Below are 16,673 nucleotides of genomic sequence, written 5' to 3'. Positions count from 1 at the left end.
CGATGGACTCAGACGTCGAAGACGACGTACGCCTCCCACCCGTCGTCGACCCGCTCGAGGCGCATCTCGGAGTAGGTCACCGCCTTCACCTCACGCGCGTCGACCGCGGACAGCGGGACGCCGCGGGCGCTGGCCTCGAGCGACCACGCCTCGGCGTCGACGTCGCCGGAACCCGATCGATCCGCTGATCCGGAACGGGTGCCAGCCTCCGATTCCGTCTCGTCTGCCGGGCCGTCGATCGATTCGACGCGGTTGTCGACCGGGAGTTCGCCCCGGACGTCCCGGAGGTAAACCAGTTCGTCGAGGTAGTCGAACAGCAGTGCCTCGCGGCTCTCGGCAGTAACCGACAGCGCGAATCGATCGCCGCTCTCGGCCGGTACGTCGTCAGACATCGCGGCCGCGAGTCCGTCCGCGACCGCCGCGAAGGCGGCCGCGAGCGTCTCTCCGGTCGCCGCGACCGCGACGTCGGCCGTGTGCTCGCGCAGTTCGAACCCCATCGTGAGGGTCTTTGCCGGCTAGCGTCGTATGCCCGTCGGTTCTCCGCGGTTCCGGGCGGTGATCGCTCGACTGTTCGGGGGAGAATCGACGGCCCCGAGAGCGGCCAAACCCGCGAGATCGTCTCCGTCTGACGTTCCCGAGCAGGTGCTGCCGGTGGAATTATATTGGCGACGCTGGTAGGGTGTGATAGTGAGCGTCAACATCGACAGCCGCGTCGTCACGCCGGGGAGTGACGACTTCGTCGACGAAGCCTGGAAACTAAAAGAGCGGATCAATCGGCGGGAGGGGGTGCTCAAGCAGCGATACGATTTCTTCACCGACGCGTATCGTCGATCGACGGTTCACTGTTTCGTCCAGGACGGCGACCTCGTCGGGTTCGCCGCCGTTCGACGCGACGGCTACATTCTGTTTCTGGCGGTTTCGCCCGACTGCCGCGGCGAGGGGATCGGGAAGCGACTCGTCGCCCGCGTCGCGGAGGACCACGATACGATCACGTGTCACGCCCGGACCAGCAACGAGAACGCCCTCCAGTTCTACGAACACCTCGGGTTCGAGATCAAACGCCGCATCGACAGCTACTACGAGGACGGCGGCGACGCCTACTACCTGAAACTCGGCTCCGACGTCGGCATCACCGATCGGATTTCGGACCTGATGCGGCGCTGAGGGCGATTCTACCGCGTGTCCCGAACCGCCAGCCCCGGCTATCCGCCGTCGCCGTTTTCGCTCCCCGCGTCCCGGTCCTCGTCACCACGCCGGACGACGCCTTTTACGAACGCCCGCCGAAGCACGGTCGACAGCAGGTAGGTCCGGTACTTCTGGTTGCGACAGTGTTCACACGGGGCCATCTCGCCGACGATCCGATCGATCGTCTCCCCGTACTCGGACTCGAGCGTCCCCACGAGGGCCGCGATCTCGGGCGCGATCTCTTCGGCCATCGCCGCGACGTCCGCCCGTGCGTCCTCCGGGAGCGCGTACGAGAGGACGATCGTATTCGCGCGGTAGTACTTCGTCGTGCCGCCGTTGCGTTCCTCGAGACGGGCGACCTCGACGAGGCCCGCGTCACGGAGTTCGTTGACGTGGTGGCGGACCGTGTTCCGCGTCCGATCGTATCCTCGCGCCGCGAGTTCCGCGTCGATGTCGGCCACGGAGTGTTCGGCCTCCGCGAGCATGTCGAGGATCATCGCCCGGACCGGTTCGTCGACGGCGCTCGAGACGTTGGTGTCCCTGACTGCGATGTCTTCGACCGTGACGTCCGACGTGAATTCGGCCATTGAATAGCGGGGGTAGGCGGCCGAATCGTAAAAGTCGTTCAGCCGAACGACGCTGGTCGGTCGAAGGATCGGTTCTTGCGTCACCAACCGATCGTAGTCCGTACCGATACACCCCCTAGACGAGTCGTTTCACCGGTGGAAGCGCCCGTGATGGTATTCAAACAAATCATATTAATTATATATTTACGCGGTGGTTCCGTAGGGGTACTCGAAGGACGATGACCCAGATCACCGAATACCGAGTGACCGACTTCGACTGCCCGACGTGTGCGAGCAACGTCGAACGATCGCTCTCGAAGACCGACGGCGTCGATCGCGTCGAGGTCCACTACACGACGGGCCGCGTCGAGATCGAGCACGACGAGGCCGCCGTCGACCCCGAGACGTTCGAACGAACGATCGCGAACCAGGGGTACACCCCACAGCCCAGGTGATCGGACGTGAACCTCGAGCGTTACGTCCGAAAACACCGGAAACCGATCGTCGTCGCCGCCAGCGGCCTGCTCTTCGCGAGCGGGTGGAGCCTCGGCTACGTCCACGGCCTCGATCGGGTTAGCGCGGTGCTCACGGTTCTCGCGGCGGTCGTCGGCGGCTACGACGTCGCGAAGAAGGCCTCCTACACGCTCCGGAGCGGCACCGTCGGCATCAACACCCTCGTCACGCTGGCCGCGATCGGCGCGATCGGCATCGGCGAGTACTGGGAGGCAGCGGCCGTCATCTTCCTGTTCTCGCTGGGCAACTACCTCGAGGCGCGGACGATGGGCAAGACCCGCTCGGCGCTCGAGGAGTTGCTCGAGATGACCCCGGATACGGCGATCGTCCGCCGTGATGGCCGGAACGTTGAAGTCCCTGCGCGCGAGGTCGAACCTGGCGAGACCGTCGTCGTCAAACCCGGTGCGAAGGTCCCCGTCGACGGCGAAGTCGCGGACGGAGAGAGCGCGATCGACCAGGCCCCCGTCACGGGCGAGAGCGCCCCCGTCCCCAAGGCGGCGGGCGACGAGGTCTACGCCGGGACGATCAACCAGGAGGGCGCACTCGAGGTCGTCGCGACTGGCACGGGCACCGATACGACCCTCGAACGGATCATCCGCCGGGTCGAGGAGGCCCAGGAGGCGAAAGCGCCGACGGAGACGATCATCGAGCGCTTCGCGAGGTACTACACGCCCGCGATCGTCGTGCTGGCGGTCGGGACGTACGCGGTGTCCGGGAACCCGATCGTCGCGCTGACCCTGCTGGTCATCGGCTGTCCCGGCGCGCTGGTCATCGGCCCGCCGGTCAGCATCGTGAGCGCGATCGGCAACGCGGCGCGATCGGGCGTCCTGATGAAAGGCGGCGAGCACCTCGAGACCGCGGGCAAGATCGACCTCGTCGCGTTCGACAAGACGGGGACCCTGACGAACGGCGAGACGTCCGTCGCCTCGGTCGAGGGGTTCGGCGTCGACGCCGACGCGGTGCTTCGCGACGCGGCGATCGCCGAGAAGAAGAGCGAACACCACCTCGCGGATGCGATCCTCGCGGCCGCCCGGAGTGACGACGCCGACCGTGCGACTGCGACTGACGGCGGCGTGATACTCGACCGTCCGTCGATCCCCGATCCCGACGCGTTCGAGGTCGTCCCCGGGAAAGGCGTCGTCGCGAGCCACGACGATCGCCGGATCGTCGTCGGCAACCGCGCGCTCCTCGCCGAACGCGGGGTCGAGGTCCCGGCCCCGATCGCGGCCCACGTTCGCGAGCGCGAGGCGGCCGGCGAGACGGCGGTCCATGTCGTCCGAGACGGCGAGGTCGTGGGCGTCGTCTCGCTCCGGGACGAACTCCGTCCCGCGGCGGCGGGCGTCGTCGCGGACCTGCAGGACGCCGGCGTCCGTACCGTGATGCTCACCGGTGACAACGAGCGTACCGCCCGCGCAGTGGCAGAGACGATCGGTATCGACGACTACCGCGCGGCACTGTTGCCCGAGGAGAAACAGGACGCCATCCGATCGTTCCAGGACGAGGGCCACGTCGTGGCGATGGTCGGCGACGGCATCAACGACGCGCCCTCGCTGGCCACCGCCGACGTCGGAATCGCGATGGGCGCGGCCGGAACCGATACGGCGATCGAGACGGCCGACATGGCCCTGATGGCCGACGACCTGGAGCGCATTCCGTACGCCGTCTCGCTCAGCAAGGCGACCCGCTGGAACGTCGCGGAGAACGTCGCGGTGGCCGTGGCGACGGTCTTCCTGCTGCTGGCCGGCGTCTTCGCCGGTTACGTCTACATGGCGAGCGGCATGCTCGTCCACATCGGGAGCGTACTGCTGGTCATCCTGAACGGCATGCGACTGCTGCGGTACTGATGACCGATCGATCCGACCCAGATCACACGACAATGACCGACACTACCACCGAAACCGACCGCACGAGCACGAACTGGAACGTCAACTACGAGGATGTCGAACCGATCCGACTGCGCGATCCCGCCGCCGAGGCGCTGGCCGTCGTCGATCCGGGTGACCCGATCGTCGTCACGTACGAAGACGTCGTGAAGGCGGCGGGCCACTCCTGTCCCACGGCGGCAGGGGCCTACCGCATCGCCCGGGCCGGCCTCGACGCGCTGTACCCCGGCACTGAACTTCCGGTCCGCGGTGACGTCGCGGTGCTCGCCGGCGGGCCGCGGGACGATCCGGCCTACGGCGTCACGTCGCGACTCGTCTCGTACGTCACGGGGGCCGCGGGCGAGGACGGCTTCGCCGGACTGGCCGGCGGCCACGGCGGCCGCAAGAACCTGCTCCGGTTCGGCGCGATCGGCGTCGACGGGATCGCCTTCGAGTTCACGCGCACCGACACCGACGAGACGGTCCGCGTCACGTACGACACGTCGAAGATCCCGGACGCGGGTCCCGCGACACAACACCTGCCGGCACTGATCGAGGGCGATGCGACCGACGCGGAACGCGAGGAATTCGCGGCGGCGTGGCACGATCGGGTCGACGCGATCCTGCGGGGCGATCGATACGTGACCGTCGATCGGAAGTAAGCCGACGCCGTCTCGGCGACAGTCGGCTACCGATTTCGACGTCGACGGCCGGTACCGTACCGTCCGGGACGAACAGTCCAATACAATTATACCGGACCCACCCCGAGTAGGCGAAGCGCATGGAGGAGCGAACGAGGGCCTATCTTCGGGGGCGATTTCGCGATCACTACCGGCGGACGGAGCTATCGCCACCGCCCGCGGCCAACGAACGCGAGTGGGGCTTCATCCCCTGGACCGACGGGCCGGGGACGACCATGGTTCGGCACCGATCGTTACTCGAACTGGGGGACCTCTCGGAGTTTCTCGTCCGCAAGCGCCCGCGTCACGTCTACTTCTCCGCGGGCCGCTTCCGCGATCCGGGGGCCGGTTCGATGAGCGAGAAAGACTGGCAGTCCGCGGACCTGGTCTTCGACCTGGACGCCGACCACCTCCCGAACGTGACCCTCGGCGAGGACTCCTACGCGGAGATGCTCGCGACGTGCAAGGACGCCCTCCTTCGATTGCTGGACTTCCTCGAGAACGACTTCGGCTTCGAAGATCTGGAAATCGTCTTTTCCGGCGGCCGGGGCTACCACGTCCACGTCCGCGACGAATCCGTCCTGCACCTGGAACGGGAACACCGCCGCGAGATCGTCGACTACGTCCGCGGCATCGGACTCGACTTCGAGGAACTGATCGAGACCGAGACCGTCGCGGGGCTGGGTCGCGAGACGCCGACGGAACGACGCACGCTGCGGATCGACGGCGGCTGGGGCAACCGGATCCACTCCCACTTCATGGCCTTCGTCGACGACCTCCTCGAGATGGACGAAGCGGACGCGCTCGATCGCCTCCAGCAGTTCGACGGCATCGGCGAGGGGAAAGCGCAGGCGACCCTGAACGCCGCCCGGAACAACCGCGAAGGGCTCGAGGCGGGCAACGTCACGGTCCACACCGCAGTCGCACAACTGGCCGAGCGGTTCGCGTCGACCGCCGTCGAACGGGACAACGCGCCGATCGACGAACCCGTCACCACCGACACGAACCGGCTCATCCGGCTTCCCGGGAGCCTCCACGGCGGCAGCGGCCTCGAGACGGTCCGGCTCGATCGGAACGAGGTCGCCGATTTCGAACCGCTGGTCGACGCCGTCCCCGAGACGTTCCGCGGCCACGAGATTACGGTCGACGTCACCGACGGCGGCGAGGTCGAACTCGGGGGGAATAGTTTTACAATCTCGGAGGGAGACCAGTCACTACCGGAGTACGTCGCCGTGTTTCTCATGGCGCGTGGCAGGGCTGAAAAGGAGAAAGAATGAATCTAGACGAGTTACGTTCGGTCCAGAGCAAGGAGCGCCAGAAGGACAGCCTCCAGAACTTGCGCCCCTCGTTCTACCAGGAGGTCGGCGACTACATCGCCGATCTCGAGGCCGAACGCGATCGCGTCGCCGAACAGGCGGACGATCCGTTCTCCTCCCCCGAGGTCGGTCGGCTTACCGACGAGATCGAAACCGCCCGCGACGTCGTCGAGGCCATCTACGAGCGCCGCATGGGCAAACTCGTCAAACAAGCCAGCCTCTCCGCGGCCGGCATGCCGGCCGACGACGAGGGCCTCACCGCCGAGGAAGCCGACCTCTTCGACGACCTCGTCGATCGGATCCAGTCGAACAAGGGTCGCGTCCTCGAGACGCTCGAGGGCGGACCCGACGACGCGGCGGCGAGCGATACCACACCGGCCACGGACGACGATCCTGTCGCATCCGATACAGCACCGACTCGGGACGATCCGGGCCAGGCCGATGCACCCCCGGCACCGCCCGAGGAACCCGTCCCCGAACAGGCCCCACCCGAAGACGGGCCCGCGACCGGGACCACGGCCGACGGTAGCGGCGTTACCCCCGCGGACGTGATGGGGGGCGGCCCCACGTCGACCGAACCGTCCGGCCGAGAAGGTGATGGAGACGACACGCCGTCACCGCCGGACAGCCCCGATCCCCATCCGCCCGAGCCGGATGCCCCCGCGGACCCCGCGACCGACGCCGATCCGTCTCGGCCACCGTCAACCACCGACGCGCCACCTGCCGGGGACGATCGGACCGCGGCAACCGGGACCGGCGGGGACGACCGACCGGACGTCGATCGGGTCACCGTGCGGATCACGCAGGACGTCGGTTCGATTCTCGGCGTCGACGACCGGGAGTACACCCTCTCGCGTGAGGACGTGGTCACCCTGCCGGAACAGAACGCGACGCCGCTCGTCGAACAGGAAGCGGCCGAACCGCTCGAGTAACCGGACCCGATCCGGCGCGTCGATCGATCGCGAACTATAGTCGCAACTGAACGTCAATGCACACCTGATCGCAGGACGGCTTCGCGATCAGTGTGTCATTGGTTCGGTTACTACGATAACGCGTGTAGGACCGGAGGACGTGTATTTTACAATCATAAAATATACAACCGCACTCGCTAACGTGTGGTTATGCTCGACGTAGGCGACGACGCGCCGGAGTTCGAACTGCCCAACCAGCACGGCGAGACCGTCCGCCGTTCCGACTTCGAAGGGCAGCACCTCGTCGTGTACTTCTACCCGCGCGCGAATACGGACGGCTGTACGACCGAAGCCCGTTCGTTCAACGACGCGAAACAGCAGTTCGACGATCGCAACGTCCACGTCGTCGGGATCAGCGACGATCCCGTCGACGATCTCGCCGACTTCGCGGGCGCGTACGACCTCGAGTTCGACCTCCTCTCGGACGAGTTCGGCGAGGTCGCCACGCTGTACGAGTCCTACGGCGAAAAACACATGTTCGGAAATACGTTCGACGGCGTCTTCCGGAACACCTACCTCGTCGGTCCCGACGGGACGATCGAGGCGGCCTACGAGGGTGTCACGCCCGAGGGACACGCAGAAGAGGTGCTCGCGGATCTCGACGGGGCCGAGGTCGCCGCCGACTGAGACGGGATCGAGTCCCCCGCAGTCGACCGGAATCCCGTTCCGCCGTCGTTCGTCCCGAACGCGCCGTTCAAAAATCGATCCGGGCCGCGATCGGCCTTACTGGAAGGTGCGGCCGAGCTGGTCTTCTTCCTGGGCCGGTTCGGCCTGCTGGAACTCCTCTTCGATCTCTTCGTAGCGCTCGCGGGTCTCGGGGGTCACGCTCGGGTTGACCTCCTCGAGGGCGTGCTCGAAGTGCTCCTTGCTGATGCGGACGTTCCCGATCGTGTCGTCCATCTCCTCGGGGTCGACCGAGTTGATGAACTCGCGGCTCGCGGCCATCGACGCCTCGCGAGTGACGGCCTCGATGTCCGCGCCGACGTAGCCCTCGGTTTCGCTCGCCAGCCAGTCGAGGTCGACCGCGTCGGCCAGCGGCTTGTCGCGGGTGTGGACCTCGAAGATCTTCTTGCGGCCGTCCTCGTCCGGCACGGGGACGTGGACGTGACGGTCCAGCCGACCGGGCCGGAGCAGTGCCGAGTCGATCAGGTCCGGCCGGTTGGTCGTCGCGATCACGACGACGTCCTCGAGTTCCTCGAGCCCGTCCAGTTCGGTCAGCAGCTGGGAGACGACGCGCTCGCCGACGCCGGAGTCACCCTGTCGCTGGCCGCGTTCGCCCGCGATCGAGTCGATCTCGTCGAAGAAGATCACGGTCGGGGCGTTCGATCGTGCCTTCTCGAAGACCTCGCGGACGCCCTTCTCGGACTCGCCGACGTACTTGTTCAGCAGTTCGGGGCCCTTGATCGAGATGAAGTTCGACTCCGCCTCGTTGGCGACGGCCTTGGCGAGCAGGGTCTTCCCGGTGCCGGGCGGCCCGTACATGAGGACGCCCTTGGCGGCCTCCATGTCCAGCGTCTCGAACACCTCGGGGTAGTCGAGCGGCCACTGGATTGTCTCGCGCAGGCGCTCTTTGGTATCTCCGAGGCCACCGACGTCGTTCCAGGTGACGTCGGGGACTTCGACGAAGACCTCGCGCATCGCGGAGGGCTGGATTCCCTTGAGCGCCTCCTTGAAGTCCCCTTCGGACACCTGCAGGGACTCGAGGACGTCCGCGTCGATCTCCTCGGACTCGAGGTCGAGTTCCGGCCGAATGCGCCGAAGCGCGTTCATCGCGCTCTCGCGGGCCAGCGACTCGAGGTCGGCCCCGACGAAGCCGTGCGTGTTGGCGGCGTAGTGATCGAGATCGATCGATTCGGTGAGGGGCATCCCGCGGGTGTGGACCTGCAGGATCTCCTTGCGGCCGTCCTTGTCTGGGACGCCGATCTCGATCTCGCGATCGAACCGGCCACCGCGGCGCAGTGCGGGGTCGATGTCGTCGATGCGGTTGGTCGCCGCGATAACGGTGACGCGACCGCGCTCCTCGAGGCCGTCCATCAGCGAGAGCAACTGGGCGACCACGCGCCGTTCGACGTCGCCGCCGGCCTCCTCACGCTTGGCGGCGATCGAGTCGAGTTCGTCGATGAAGATGATCGCGGGGGCGTTCTCCTCGGCCTCCTCGAAGACCTCGCGGAGTTGCTCCTCGCTCTCGCCGTAGTACTTCGACATGATCTCCGGGCCGGAGATCGTCTCGAAGTGAGCGTCGATCTCGTTGGCGACGGCTTTCGCCATCAGCGTCTTCCCGGTGCCCGGCGGGCCGTGAAGGAGGACGCCCTTCGGCGGCTCGATACCGAGCTGCTGGAACAGCTCGGGGTGGCGCATCGGCAGTTCGATCATCTCGCGGACCTGGTCGAGTTCGTCGTCCAGGCCGCCGATGTCCTCGTAGGTGACGTTCGGGACGCCCTCGGCGGCGGGTCCGCCGCCGGCGCTGACCTGCTCGGCTGGCGTCTCGGAGATCTCGATGTTCGTCGAGTCCGTGATAACGACCGTGCCCGAGGGCGAGGTGCTCGCGATCTTCAGCGGCACCGACTGTCCGGAACTCGCCATCGGACCGAACGAGAGCGAGAACGGAACCGTCTGCCCTTCGGTGACGGCCTGGCCCGAAAGCTTGTCGCGAACGAGCGGGCCGATGTCACCGCGGATGCGAAGGTTCTGCGGGAGCGCCACGGTGACCGACTTCGCGGGACTGACGTCTGCTGGCTCGATCGTCACGCGGTCGTCGATTCCCACGTCGGCCTCCTGCCGGAGGCGGCCGTCGATCCGGACGATCCCGCGACCCTCGTCTTCGGGGTAGCCCGGCCAGACGCGGGCGACGGCCTGGCCGTCACCGTTGCCCTCGAGGACGACGTAGTCCCCGTTCTCGAGATCGAGTTCGCGCATCGAGACCCGATCGATCGCGGCCAGTCCGCGGCCTGCGTCCTTCTGCTTCAGTGGTTTGACAGTAAGTTTCATCGGTGGCCCTCCATTTCAACAGTGAGGACGCCGTTTTGCATAAACGTGTGCGCGTCGTCTGCGTCGACCGGCAGTTCGAACTCGTACTGGTCGTCGTCGACCACGATGATAACGGTGTCGTCGACGAGGTCGACGGACGCGTCGGTCCGGGCCGCGCCGAAGTCGACGGCCACGACCGTTTCGTCGTCGTACTCGTACTGCCGGGCGACCTGCCCGTCTTCGCGAGTGAATTGTTCGAGTGTCATCTTCAACTAACCCCAGGTAAGCATTCCTAATATATAAATCTTTCTCAAGTTGACCCGACGAAGGCGGCCGAATCCGGGAAAGATCGCTGTTCGCAGTTCACAGTGGATCGGGTCGGTCGCGACGGGACAGCGGGCGACCTGTCCAGTCGCGCCGGGTCACACGGGCCCCCGAATCCGCGCCAGGGCCGTCGTCCGGTAGCGTCGATGCCGCCTCGCTCGCGGTCGGCGTCGGATCGAGTCTTTATACGGGCCCCTGTCGTTTCCACAGGTATGGCAACGGTTACTCATCACGGCCGAGAGACGGCCTACGACGTGACGGATCGGGGCGGCGGTGGGCCGCCGATATGCTTCGTCCACGGAAGCGGCGCGGCGCGCGACGCCTGGAGCCCGCAACGGCAACTGGCCGATCGCGCACCGATCGTACGCGTCGACCTGAGCGGGCACGGGGAGTCGACGGACATCGACGCCGAATCGGGGTACGTCACGCTCTCGGCGTACGCGGACGACGTCATCGCCGTCGCGGAGGCCACGGACGCGCGGGTACTCGTCGGGAACTCCCTCGGTGGGGCGATCGTCCAGCACGTGTTGCTCGAACGGGAGTTCGAGCCGGACGCGGCCGTCCTCACCGGAACCGGTGCGCGACTCGGCGTCCTCGAGGACCTCCTCGTCTGGCTCGAGGAGGACTTCGAACGGGCCGTCGACTTCCTCCACGGTCCCGATCGACTCTTCCACGACCCCGAACCGGAGATTACGGAGCGATCGAAAGAACGGATGTACGCGACCGGCCAGTCGGTGACTCGACGGGACTTCTTGACCTGCCACGAGTTCGACGTTCGCGATCGCGTCGCCGAGATCGACGTCCCCACGCTCGCGATCTACGGCGAGTACGACAAGTTGACGCCGCCGTGGTTCCACGAATATCTCGCGGACGAGATCGACCAGGGCACTCTCGTCGAAATCGACGACGCGGCCCACCTCGCGATGCTCGAACGTCCCGACGCGTTCAACGCGGCCGTCGCGGACTTTCTCGACTCGATCGACTGGTGACCGTTCCGGATCGACACCCCGTACTATGGCGGGCGCTACCGGCACTCGCGGAGCGAGACGAACGCGTCACCGCTGGCGGTGATCCACTGGGTCGCCATCGCGTTCTCGTCCATCTCGCGTGGGAAGAGCGTACACGCTTCGAGGTCGCCCTCGTCGACGGTCACGTGCTGGAGACGGGCCGTGTGATCGGACCCCGGACCGAGATCCCGGGGCGGTTGCGTCGTGGACATAGTGGTCGCGCTACGTATCCTGCAGTACGACGAGGATGGATATAAACATTGCCGATAAACATACTATACGCCTTTGTGGCCATAATATGTCCTTATTATTCGATCGGAAGACCGATCGAGTGTCGTGAACGTCGGCTGGGAGTGACTGAACCGATCGCGTCGTGGCGGCTGCGAGGGTCCGTCTCGGAATTGCGTCAGTAGAATTCGTCGAGATCGCTCTCTTCGTGGCTGTGTTCGTCGGCCGGGAACGATCCGGACTCGACGGCCGAGACGTAGTCGCCGACGGCGTCTTCCATCTCCTCGCGGACCGCGCCGAACTGCTTCGAGAACGAGGGCGACCACTCGCTCAGTCCGACGGCGTCGTTGAACACGAGCACCTGTCCGTCACAGTCCGGCCCGGCACCGATCCCGATCGTCGGGATGTCGATCGCGTCGGTGACCTCTGCCGCGAGGTTCGACGGGACGTGCTCCAGCACGAGCGAGAACGCGCCGGCCTCGGCGTGGGCCTGCGCGAGTTCGACGATCCGGTCTGCGGCCTCCCGATCGGTCCCCTGTCGCGGGTAGCCGCCGTACTGGTTGACGTGCTGTGGCGTCAGGCCGAGGTGGGCCATTACCGGGATGCCCAGCTGGACCATCTTCTCGGTCAGGTCGATCGTATGGGGCCCGCTCTCGAGTTTGACGGCCTCCGCGCCCTCCTCCTTGAGCATCCGGCCGGCGTTCTCCAGACTGTCTTTCTCGTCGACGCCGAACGAGAGGAAGGGCATGTCGGCCACGACCAGCGCGTCCTCGACGGCCCGAGAGACGGCCCCGACGTGGTGGGCGATGCCGTCGACCGACACCGGGAGCGTCGTCTCGTAGCCCAGCGACGCGTTCCCGACGCTGTCTCCGACGAGGATGACGTCGACTCCCGCATCGTCGACGATCGCGGCCGTCGGCGCGTCGTAGGCCGTCAGCATGGTGATCGGTTGCTCCCCCGCCTTTGCCCTGAGGTCCCGTACGGTAGGCATACGTACAGGTTCGTCCCCGGGAAGTAAACGTCACCGCTTGTGGTTCGGTGTCCGATCGCGGGCCCGGCCGAAGTAGTTGCGCGAACTCACGACCTCGATCGGAGTCTTCGATCGGGAGGGGTGATGGTGCGGGGTACGGCGTCGGTGAGTACTCTACTCAGTATCAGACCCCTCGTGGTGAATACAGCAGTGTGATCAGCACCCACCCTCACCGATCGTCGAGAGCGGAGAAGCGGACTCCGGAAGAGCGTCGTATCGGAGTGACAGGTGTACGTAGGCACTCCGCAAAGCGGAGAAACTTTCGTTGGCAGCAGGTGACCAGTTGGCAGCGTCTTCAGACGAGTCAATAGCTGCGAGACTGCCACCCGATAGCTAACTTACTCTCCGGGAAGTAGCCATCCTGTCCCTGGTAACGTAACACACGTTTCAGAGACGCTAACAGTTCTCCAAGCGGAGAACGAATGGAAGAAACCATGGCAACAAGACCAGCAGACGGAACGGAGATCGCACAATTAGCGGGAACGCTCCGAGACGATCCGGTCCACCCCGATGACCCGGAGTTCACCGAAACGCGCGTCAGCAAGAGGTAGCACGATGTCCATCAACGAAGACAGGCTCGAAGAACTGTTAGAAACTGCCACTATCGATATCGGTGCGATCGCGTACGCGCCGCTGGCCGTCATCGGCGATCGACTCGGACTCTACGATGCGCTTGCCGAACACGGACCGCTCACGGCGAGCGAACTCGCCGATCGAACCGACACCGCTGAGCGGTACGTGCGCGAGTGGCTCGCCGCCAGTGCAGCCAGCGATTACGTGAGCTACGACCCCGAGACGGATCGCTACAGCCTCTCTCCTGAACAGGCACTCCTGCTGGCCGATACGGAGGGGCCAGCATCCCCCCTTGCGGGCTTGTTCCAGATCGCCGCCGCCGCCGGCAAGGCTACGCCCGACATTGAGACGGCCTTCCGTACCGGTGACGGCGTTGGATGGCACGAACACGACGAAGAGCTCTTCCAGGGCATGATGCGCACCTCCGAATTTGACTTCAAAGAGCGTCTCGTCTCCGACTGGATCCCCGCCCTCGACGGGGTAGACGGGAACCTTCGGGAGGGCGCGCGGGTCGCTGACATCGGGTGTGGCCGTGGCGAGTCGACGATCACCATGGCTCGGGCCTATCCAAATTCGACGTTCGTCGGATACGATTATCACGAGGGGTCTATCGAAGCGGCACGCGAGCGCGCTGCAACCGCCGGCGTGGCCGACCGAGTCACCTTCGAGGTCGCGAGGGCCAAGGAGTACGACGGTGGCGAGTACGACTTCGTCACCTTCTTCGACTGCCTGCACGACATGGGCGATCCAGTCGGCGTTGCAAATCACGTCCGAGAGACGCTCGCTGACAACGGCACGTGGATGATCGTGGAACCGATCGGTGGTGATCGGATCGAGGAGAACCTGCATCCGCGTGGGCGGATGTATTATTCGGTTTCCACGATGGTGTGTACGCCAAACGCGCTCGATCAGGAAGGGTCCCACGCGTTGGGCGCACAGGCCGGAGAAGAACGGCTGCGTGAGGTGGTTACCAGGGGCGGCTTCTCGGAGTTCCGCCGCGCGACCGAGACGCCGCCGTTCAAAATGGTGCTCGAAGCAAAACCGTAGCGGGGGCGTGTCTCTTCATTTGCGACGAAGCCTGAGTTACGGCGATCTGGGGGACCGACGCCGTCTCGGAACCTGCGATTAACACGCGCCGTCTCCTATTCGGCACGATCGCTGGAATCTATCGCTGATCGAGTCGTTCAACAGCGACGACTGTACACTACCGATCGCGCACCCGCGATGCTTATTAGTTCCCGGTCGACACCTTCGAACGTGCCAGAACCCGTCGAAACCACGAATCCCGACGGCGTCGACTACGGGTGGGTGATGCAGGTTACCTTCGTCACGACCATCATCGTCGGCGCGCCGATCGTCGCGCTCCTCTCGACAACCGCCGACCTGCCGACGTGGGGCGCGCGGGCCGAGTTCGCCGTCCGCGTCGGGGCCGTCGTCTGGCTGATCGTCGCGCTCTCCGTGTTCGCGTACGCGAAGCGCCACCAGTCCGACTGACGTCCCGGGTGCCGATACTCGTTTCTTCGCGGCTGGCCCGCGTTATAGTAGCCACTGAAAGTCACTGGACACCTGATCGCAGGATAGCTTTGCGATCAGTGTGTGAATCGTTTCAGTTGTTACTCTAGACGCCCGAGGGTCCGTCCCCGACGTACTCGAACGCGACCCCGGCCCTGTCGGCCGTCCGCTCGTCGGTCGCCGAGTCGCCGACGAAGAGCGTCCGATCGGGGGTGACGTCGAGTTCGGCCACCGCCTCGAGCAGGGGTTCCGGATGGGGTTTCTGGTTCGAGACCGTGTCCCGGCCGACGACGACGTCGACGCCGTCCGTGAGGTCGTGTTCGTCGAGCGCGATCCGACAGGCCGCCTCGCAGTTGAGCGAGCAGACGCCGATTTGAGTCTCCCGATCGGGCAGTTCGTCCGCCCGGGGGAGCCGGTGTGAACGCCGGGCACCTGCTCGCTCGTACTCCGCGATCGCGGCCTCGACGTCGGCGGCGACGTTCAGTTCGCTGGCGGCCTCGAGCATGTCCCACAGGCCGTTCCCCGGCGGTTCGAGATCGGCAGCGTGGTAGACACCACGGACCTCGCGTTCGACGGCCTCCCAGTCGACGTCGAGGTGGACGAGCGTCCCATCGAGATCGTAGACGACGGCGTCGTAGTCGGTCACGGGGGCGGATAGGAGCGGCGAGCGAATAGTGACTTCGGTCCTCGGGGAGATGCCGGCGGGACGTGCGGGCTGGCGCGGCCGATCGTCGGCCGCCCCTTCCCACGGCGTCAGTCGAGCAACTCCCGCGCGATCACCTTCTTCTGGATCTCGGTGGTCCCCTCGTAGATCTCGGTGATCTTGGCGTCGCGGTAGAGCCGTTCGACGTCCGTTTCGGTGACGTAGCCGTAGCCGCCGTGGATCTGGACGGCCTCGTTCGTGACGAACATCGCCGTCTCGCTGGCGAAGTACTTCGCCATGCTGGCCTCGAGCGCGGCGTCGCCCTCGGCTCGCGTCTCGGCGGCGTCGCGAGTCAACAGGCGGGCCGCCTGCGTCCTGGTCTGCATCTCCGCGAGTTTGTGCCGGATCGACTGGATGTCCGCGATCGGCCCGTCGAACTGCTCGCGCTCCTGGCTGTACGCGAGCGCCTCGTCGAGGGCCGACTGGGCGAGGCCGACCGACTGGGCGGCGATCGCGATCCGGCCGCCCGTGAGAATGTGGAACGCGGCGGACAGCCCCTTGCCCTCCTCGGTCAGCCGGTTCGCGGCGGGAATGCGAACGTCGTCGAAGGTGAGGCTCGTGGTGTCGCTCGCACGGAGGCCGAGTTTGTCCTCTTTCTCGCCGACGGTCAGGCCGTCGACGTCGCCCGGGACGAGAAACTGCGTGACCGACGACGGGTCGTCCCGATCGGTTCTGGCGAAGAGCACGTAGACGCCGGCCCGCTGACCGTTCGTGATCCACTGTTTCTCGCCGTCGATGACGTACTCGTCGCCGTCCCGTCGCGCAACGGTGGACATCTCGGCCGGGTTCGATCCGGCGTGCGGTTCCGAGAGCGCGAACGCGCCGACGGGTCGTCCAGCGGCCATCTCGGGGAGCCACTGCTCTTTCTGCTCCTCGTCGCCGAACGCCGCGATACACGACGTCGCGAGCGAGTGGACCGACAGTGCGGTCGCGACCGCGAGCATTCCGTAGGCGACCTCCTCGTTGACGATCGCGGCGGTGACCGGATCGGCGTCGTAGCCGCCGTACTCCTCGGGCACCGTCAGCCCCGTCAGGTCCAGGTCGGCGAGGCCGTCCCAGATCTCCTCGGGAAACGCCTCGGTTCGATCGGCCTCGAGGGCGGTCGGCCGGATCTCCTCACGGGCGAACTCGCGAACCACGTCCCGTACTGCCGCTCGTTCCTGCGTGCGGTCCATGCCTCTCGGTACGAACCCATCACACAAATATTGCCAGCAAATCGATCGATCCGCGGCTCGT

At 65.9% G+C, this 16,673-nt stretch carries 18 protein-coding genes; 10 read left to right on the top strand and 8 right to left on the bottom strand.

Annotated elements, in window-relative coordinates; translation table 11 throughout:
* Positions 1 to 8: 8 nt before the first annotated feature.
* Positions 9 to 497 (bottom strand): archease, encoded by a 489-nt coding sequence (locus AC6I6X_RS02650; protein WP_497928958.1) that lies wholly within the window; start codon positions 495 to 497, stop codon positions 9 to 11.
* Between the two features lie 190 nt (positions 498 to 687).
* Between AC6I6X_RS02650 and AC6I6X_RS02645 the strand changes: the two genes are divergently transcribed.
* The gene (locus AC6I6X_RS02645; RefSeq protein WP_497928957.1) at positions 688 to 1,164 is read left to right on the top strand and encodes a GNAT family N-acetyltransferase; all 477 of its coding nucleotides are present in this window, start codon (positions 688 to 690) and stop codon (positions 1,162 to 1,164) included.
* A gap of 38 nt (positions 1,165 to 1,202) precedes the next feature.
* On the opposite strand, the gene AC6I6X_RS02640 is transcribed toward AC6I6X_RS02645, so the two are convergent.
* On the bottom strand, positions 1,203 to 1,772 hold the full coding sequence (locus tag AC6I6X_RS02640; protein ID WP_497928956.1) for a helix-turn-helix domain-containing protein: 570 nt from the start codon (positions 1,770 to 1,772) through the stop codon (positions 1,203 to 1,205).
* 218 nt (positions 1,773 to 1,990) lie between these two features.
* Here AC6I6X_RS02640 and AC6I6X_RS02635 point away from each other — a divergent pair, with 218 nt between their 5' ends.
* From AC6I6X_RS02635 to bcp, 6 genes are all read left to right on the top strand, one after another.
* Positions 1,991 to 2,206: a heavy-metal-associated domain-containing protein gene (locus AC6I6X_RS02635; protein ID WP_497928955.1), complete on the top strand. Its 216-nt coding sequence runs from the start codon at positions 1,991 to 1,993 to the stop codon at positions 2,204 to 2,206.
* A 6-nt stretch (positions 2,207 to 2,212) separates the two neighbouring features.
* Complete coding sequence (locus AC6I6X_RS02630) at positions 2,213 to 4,108, top strand: heavy metal translocating P-type ATPase (RefSeq protein WP_497928954.1); 1,896 nt, start codon at positions 2,213 to 2,215, stop codon at positions 4,106 to 4,108.
* A gap of 32 nt (positions 4,109 to 4,140) precedes the next feature.
* The gene (locus AC6I6X_RS02625; RefSeq protein ID WP_497928953.1) at positions 4,141 to 4,788 is read left to right on the top strand and encodes an FmdE family protein; all 648 of its coding nucleotides are present in this window, start codon (positions 4,141 to 4,143) and stop codon (positions 4,786 to 4,788) included.
* A 119-nt stretch (positions 4,789 to 4,907) separates the two neighbouring features.
* Complete coding sequence (priS, locus tag AC6I6X_RS02620) at positions 4,908 to 6,083, top strand: DNA primase small subunit PriS (RefSeq protein ID WP_497928952.1); 1,176 nt, start codon at positions 4,908 to 4,910, stop codon at positions 6,081 to 6,083.
* The gene (locus AC6I6X_RS02615; protein WP_497928951.1) at positions 6,080 to 7,054 is read left to right on the top strand and encodes a DNA replication complex subunit Gins51; all 975 of its coding nucleotides are present in this window, start codon (positions 6,080 to 6,082) and stop codon (positions 7,052 to 7,054) included. The genes priS and AC6I6X_RS02615 overlap by 4 nt, the downstream gene beginning before the upstream one ends.
* Before the next feature lie 189 nt (positions 7,055 to 7,243).
* Complete coding sequence (gene bcp / locus AC6I6X_RS02610) at positions 7,244 to 7,720, top strand: thioredoxin-dependent thiol peroxidase (protein WP_497928950.1); 477 nt, start codon at positions 7,244 to 7,246, stop codon at positions 7,718 to 7,720.
* Between the two features lie 96 nt (positions 7,721 to 7,816).
* On the opposite strand, the gene AC6I6X_RS02605 is transcribed toward bcp, so the two are convergent.
* Both AC6I6X_RS02605 and AC6I6X_RS02600 read right to left on the bottom strand, forming a co-directional pair.
* On the bottom strand, positions 7,817 to 10,081 hold the full coding sequence (locus AC6I6X_RS02605) for a CDC48 family AAA ATPase (protein ID WP_497928949.1): 2,265 nt from the start codon (positions 10,079 to 10,081) through the stop codon (positions 7,817 to 7,819).
* Positions 10,078 to 10,326 (bottom strand): Hsp20/alpha crystallin family protein, encoded by a 249-nt coding sequence (locus tag AC6I6X_RS02600; protein ID WP_497928948.1) that lies wholly within the window; start codon positions 10,324 to 10,326, stop codon positions 10,078 to 10,080. The genes AC6I6X_RS02605 and AC6I6X_RS02600 overlap by 4 nt, the downstream gene beginning before the upstream one ends.
* Before the next feature lie 270 nt (positions 10,327 to 10,596).
* On the opposite strand from AC6I6X_RS02600, the gene AC6I6X_RS02595 reads away from it, so the two are divergent.
* The gene (locus AC6I6X_RS02595; protein ID WP_497928947.1) at positions 10,597 to 11,373 is read left to right on the top strand and encodes an alpha/beta fold hydrolase; all 777 of its coding nucleotides are present in this window, start codon (positions 10,597 to 10,599) and stop codon (positions 11,371 to 11,373) included.
* Between the two features lie 35 nt (positions 11,374 to 11,408).
* Here the strand turns inward: AC6I6X_RS02595 and AC6I6X_RS02590 are convergent, their stop codons facing one another.
* On the bottom strand, positions 11,409 to 11,603 hold the full coding sequence (locus AC6I6X_RS02590; protein ID WP_497928946.1) for a DUF7511 domain-containing protein: 195 nt from the start codon (positions 11,601 to 11,603) through the stop codon (positions 11,409 to 11,411).
* Positions 11,604 to 11,797: 194 nt separating this feature from the next.
* Entirely contained in the window at positions 11,798 to 12,610 is an 813-nt protein-coding gene (gene panB / locus AC6I6X_RS02585; RefSeq protein ID WP_497928945.1) for a 3-methyl-2-oxobutanoate hydroxymethyltransferase, read from the bottom strand.
* 594 nt (positions 12,611 to 13,204) lie between these two features.
* Between panB and AC6I6X_RS02580 the strand changes: the two genes are divergently transcribed.
* Together AC6I6X_RS02580 and AC6I6X_RS02575 are read left to right on the top strand one after the other, a co-directional pair.
* Positions 13,205 to 14,269 (top strand): class I SAM-dependent methyltransferase, encoded by a 1,065-nt coding sequence (locus AC6I6X_RS02580; protein WP_497928944.1) that lies wholly within the window; start codon positions 13,205 to 13,207, stop codon positions 14,267 to 14,269.
* Between the two features lie 210 nt (positions 14,270 to 14,479).
* Complete coding sequence (locus AC6I6X_RS02575) at positions 14,480 to 14,716, top strand: DUF5822 domain-containing protein (RefSeq protein ID WP_497928943.1); 237 nt, start codon at positions 14,480 to 14,482, stop codon at positions 14,714 to 14,716.
* Between the two features lie 124 nt (positions 14,717 to 14,840).
* Here the strand turns inward: AC6I6X_RS02575 and AC6I6X_RS02570 are convergent, their stop codons facing one another.
* Together AC6I6X_RS02570 and AC6I6X_RS02565 are read right to left on the bottom strand one after the other, a co-directional pair.
* Entirely contained in the window at positions 14,841 to 15,380 is a 540-nt protein-coding gene (locus tag AC6I6X_RS02570; protein WP_497928942.1) for an HAD family hydrolase, read from the bottom strand.
* Between the two features lie 107 nt (positions 15,381 to 15,487).
* Positions 15,488 to 16,612, bottom strand: coding sequence for an acyl-CoA dehydrogenase family protein (locus tag AC6I6X_RS02565; protein WP_497928941.1), 1,125 nt, complete (start codon positions 16,610 to 16,612; stop codon positions 15,488 to 15,490).
* Positions 16,613 to 16,673: the final 61 nt, after the last annotated feature.

The sequence above is a fragment of the Halosolutus sp. YCN4 genome (genome assembly GCF_059736495.1).
This window is presented reverse-complemented; position numbering and strand designations above follow the sequence as displayed.

What these genes read in the sequence shown, in the direction of transcription:
- panB (WP_497928945.1), bottom strand. Translation starts at nt 12,610, where the DNA reads ATGCCTACCGTACGGGACCTCAGGGCAAAGGCGGGGGAGCAACCGATC.
- priS (WP_497928952.1), top strand. Translation starts at nt 4,908, where the DNA reads ATGGAGGAGCGAACGAGGGCCTATCTTCGGGGGCGATTTCGCGATCAC.
- AC6I6X_RS02640 (WP_497928956.1), bottom strand. Translation starts at nt 1,772, where the DNA reads ATGGCCGAATTCACGTCGGACGTCACGGTCGAAGACATCGCAGTCAGG.
- AC6I6X_RS02600 (WP_497928948.1), bottom strand. Translation starts at nt 10,326, where the DNA reads ATGACACTCGAACAATTCACTCGCGAAGACGGGCAGGTCGCCCGGCAG.
- AC6I6X_RS02650 (WP_497928958.1), bottom strand. Translation starts at nt 497, where the DNA reads ATGGGGTTCGAACTGCGCGAGCACACGGCCGACGTCGCGGTCGCGGCG.
- AC6I6X_RS02595 (WP_497928947.1), top strand. Translation starts at nt 10,597, where the DNA reads ATGGCAACGGTTACTCATCACGGCCGAGAGACGGCCTACGACGTGACG.
- AC6I6X_RS02625 (WP_497928953.1), top strand. Translation starts at nt 4,141, where the DNA reads ATGACCGACACTACCACCGAAACCGACCGCACGAGCACGAACTGGAAC.
- AC6I6X_RS02580 (WP_497928944.1), top strand. Translation starts at nt 13,205, where the DNA reads ATGTCCATCAACGAAGACAGGCTCGAAGAACTGTTAGAAACTGCCACT.
- AC6I6X_RS02635 (WP_497928955.1), top strand. Translation starts at nt 1,991, where the DNA reads ATGACCCAGATCACCGAATACCGAGTGACCGACTTCGACTGCCCGACG.
- AC6I6X_RS02565 (WP_497928941.1), bottom strand. Translation starts at nt 16,612, where the DNA reads ATGGACCGCACGCAGGAACGAGCGGCAGTACGGGACGTGGTTCGCGAG.
- AC6I6X_RS02590 (WP_497928946.1), bottom strand. Translation starts at nt 11,603, where the DNA reads ATGTCCACGACGCAACCGCCCCGGGATCTCGGTCCGGGGTCCGATCAC.
- bcp (WP_497928950.1), top strand. Translation starts at nt 7,244, where the DNA reads ATGCTCGACGTAGGCGACGACGCGCCGGAGTTCGAACTGCCCAACCAG.
- AC6I6X_RS02615 (WP_497928951.1), top strand. Translation starts at nt 6,080, where the DNA reads ATGAATCTAGACGAGTTACGTTCGGTCCAGAGCAAGGAGCGCCAGAAG.
- AC6I6X_RS02605 (WP_497928949.1), bottom strand. Translation starts at nt 10,081, where the DNA reads ATGAAACTTACTGTCAAACCACTGAAGCAGAAGGACGCAGGCCGCGGA.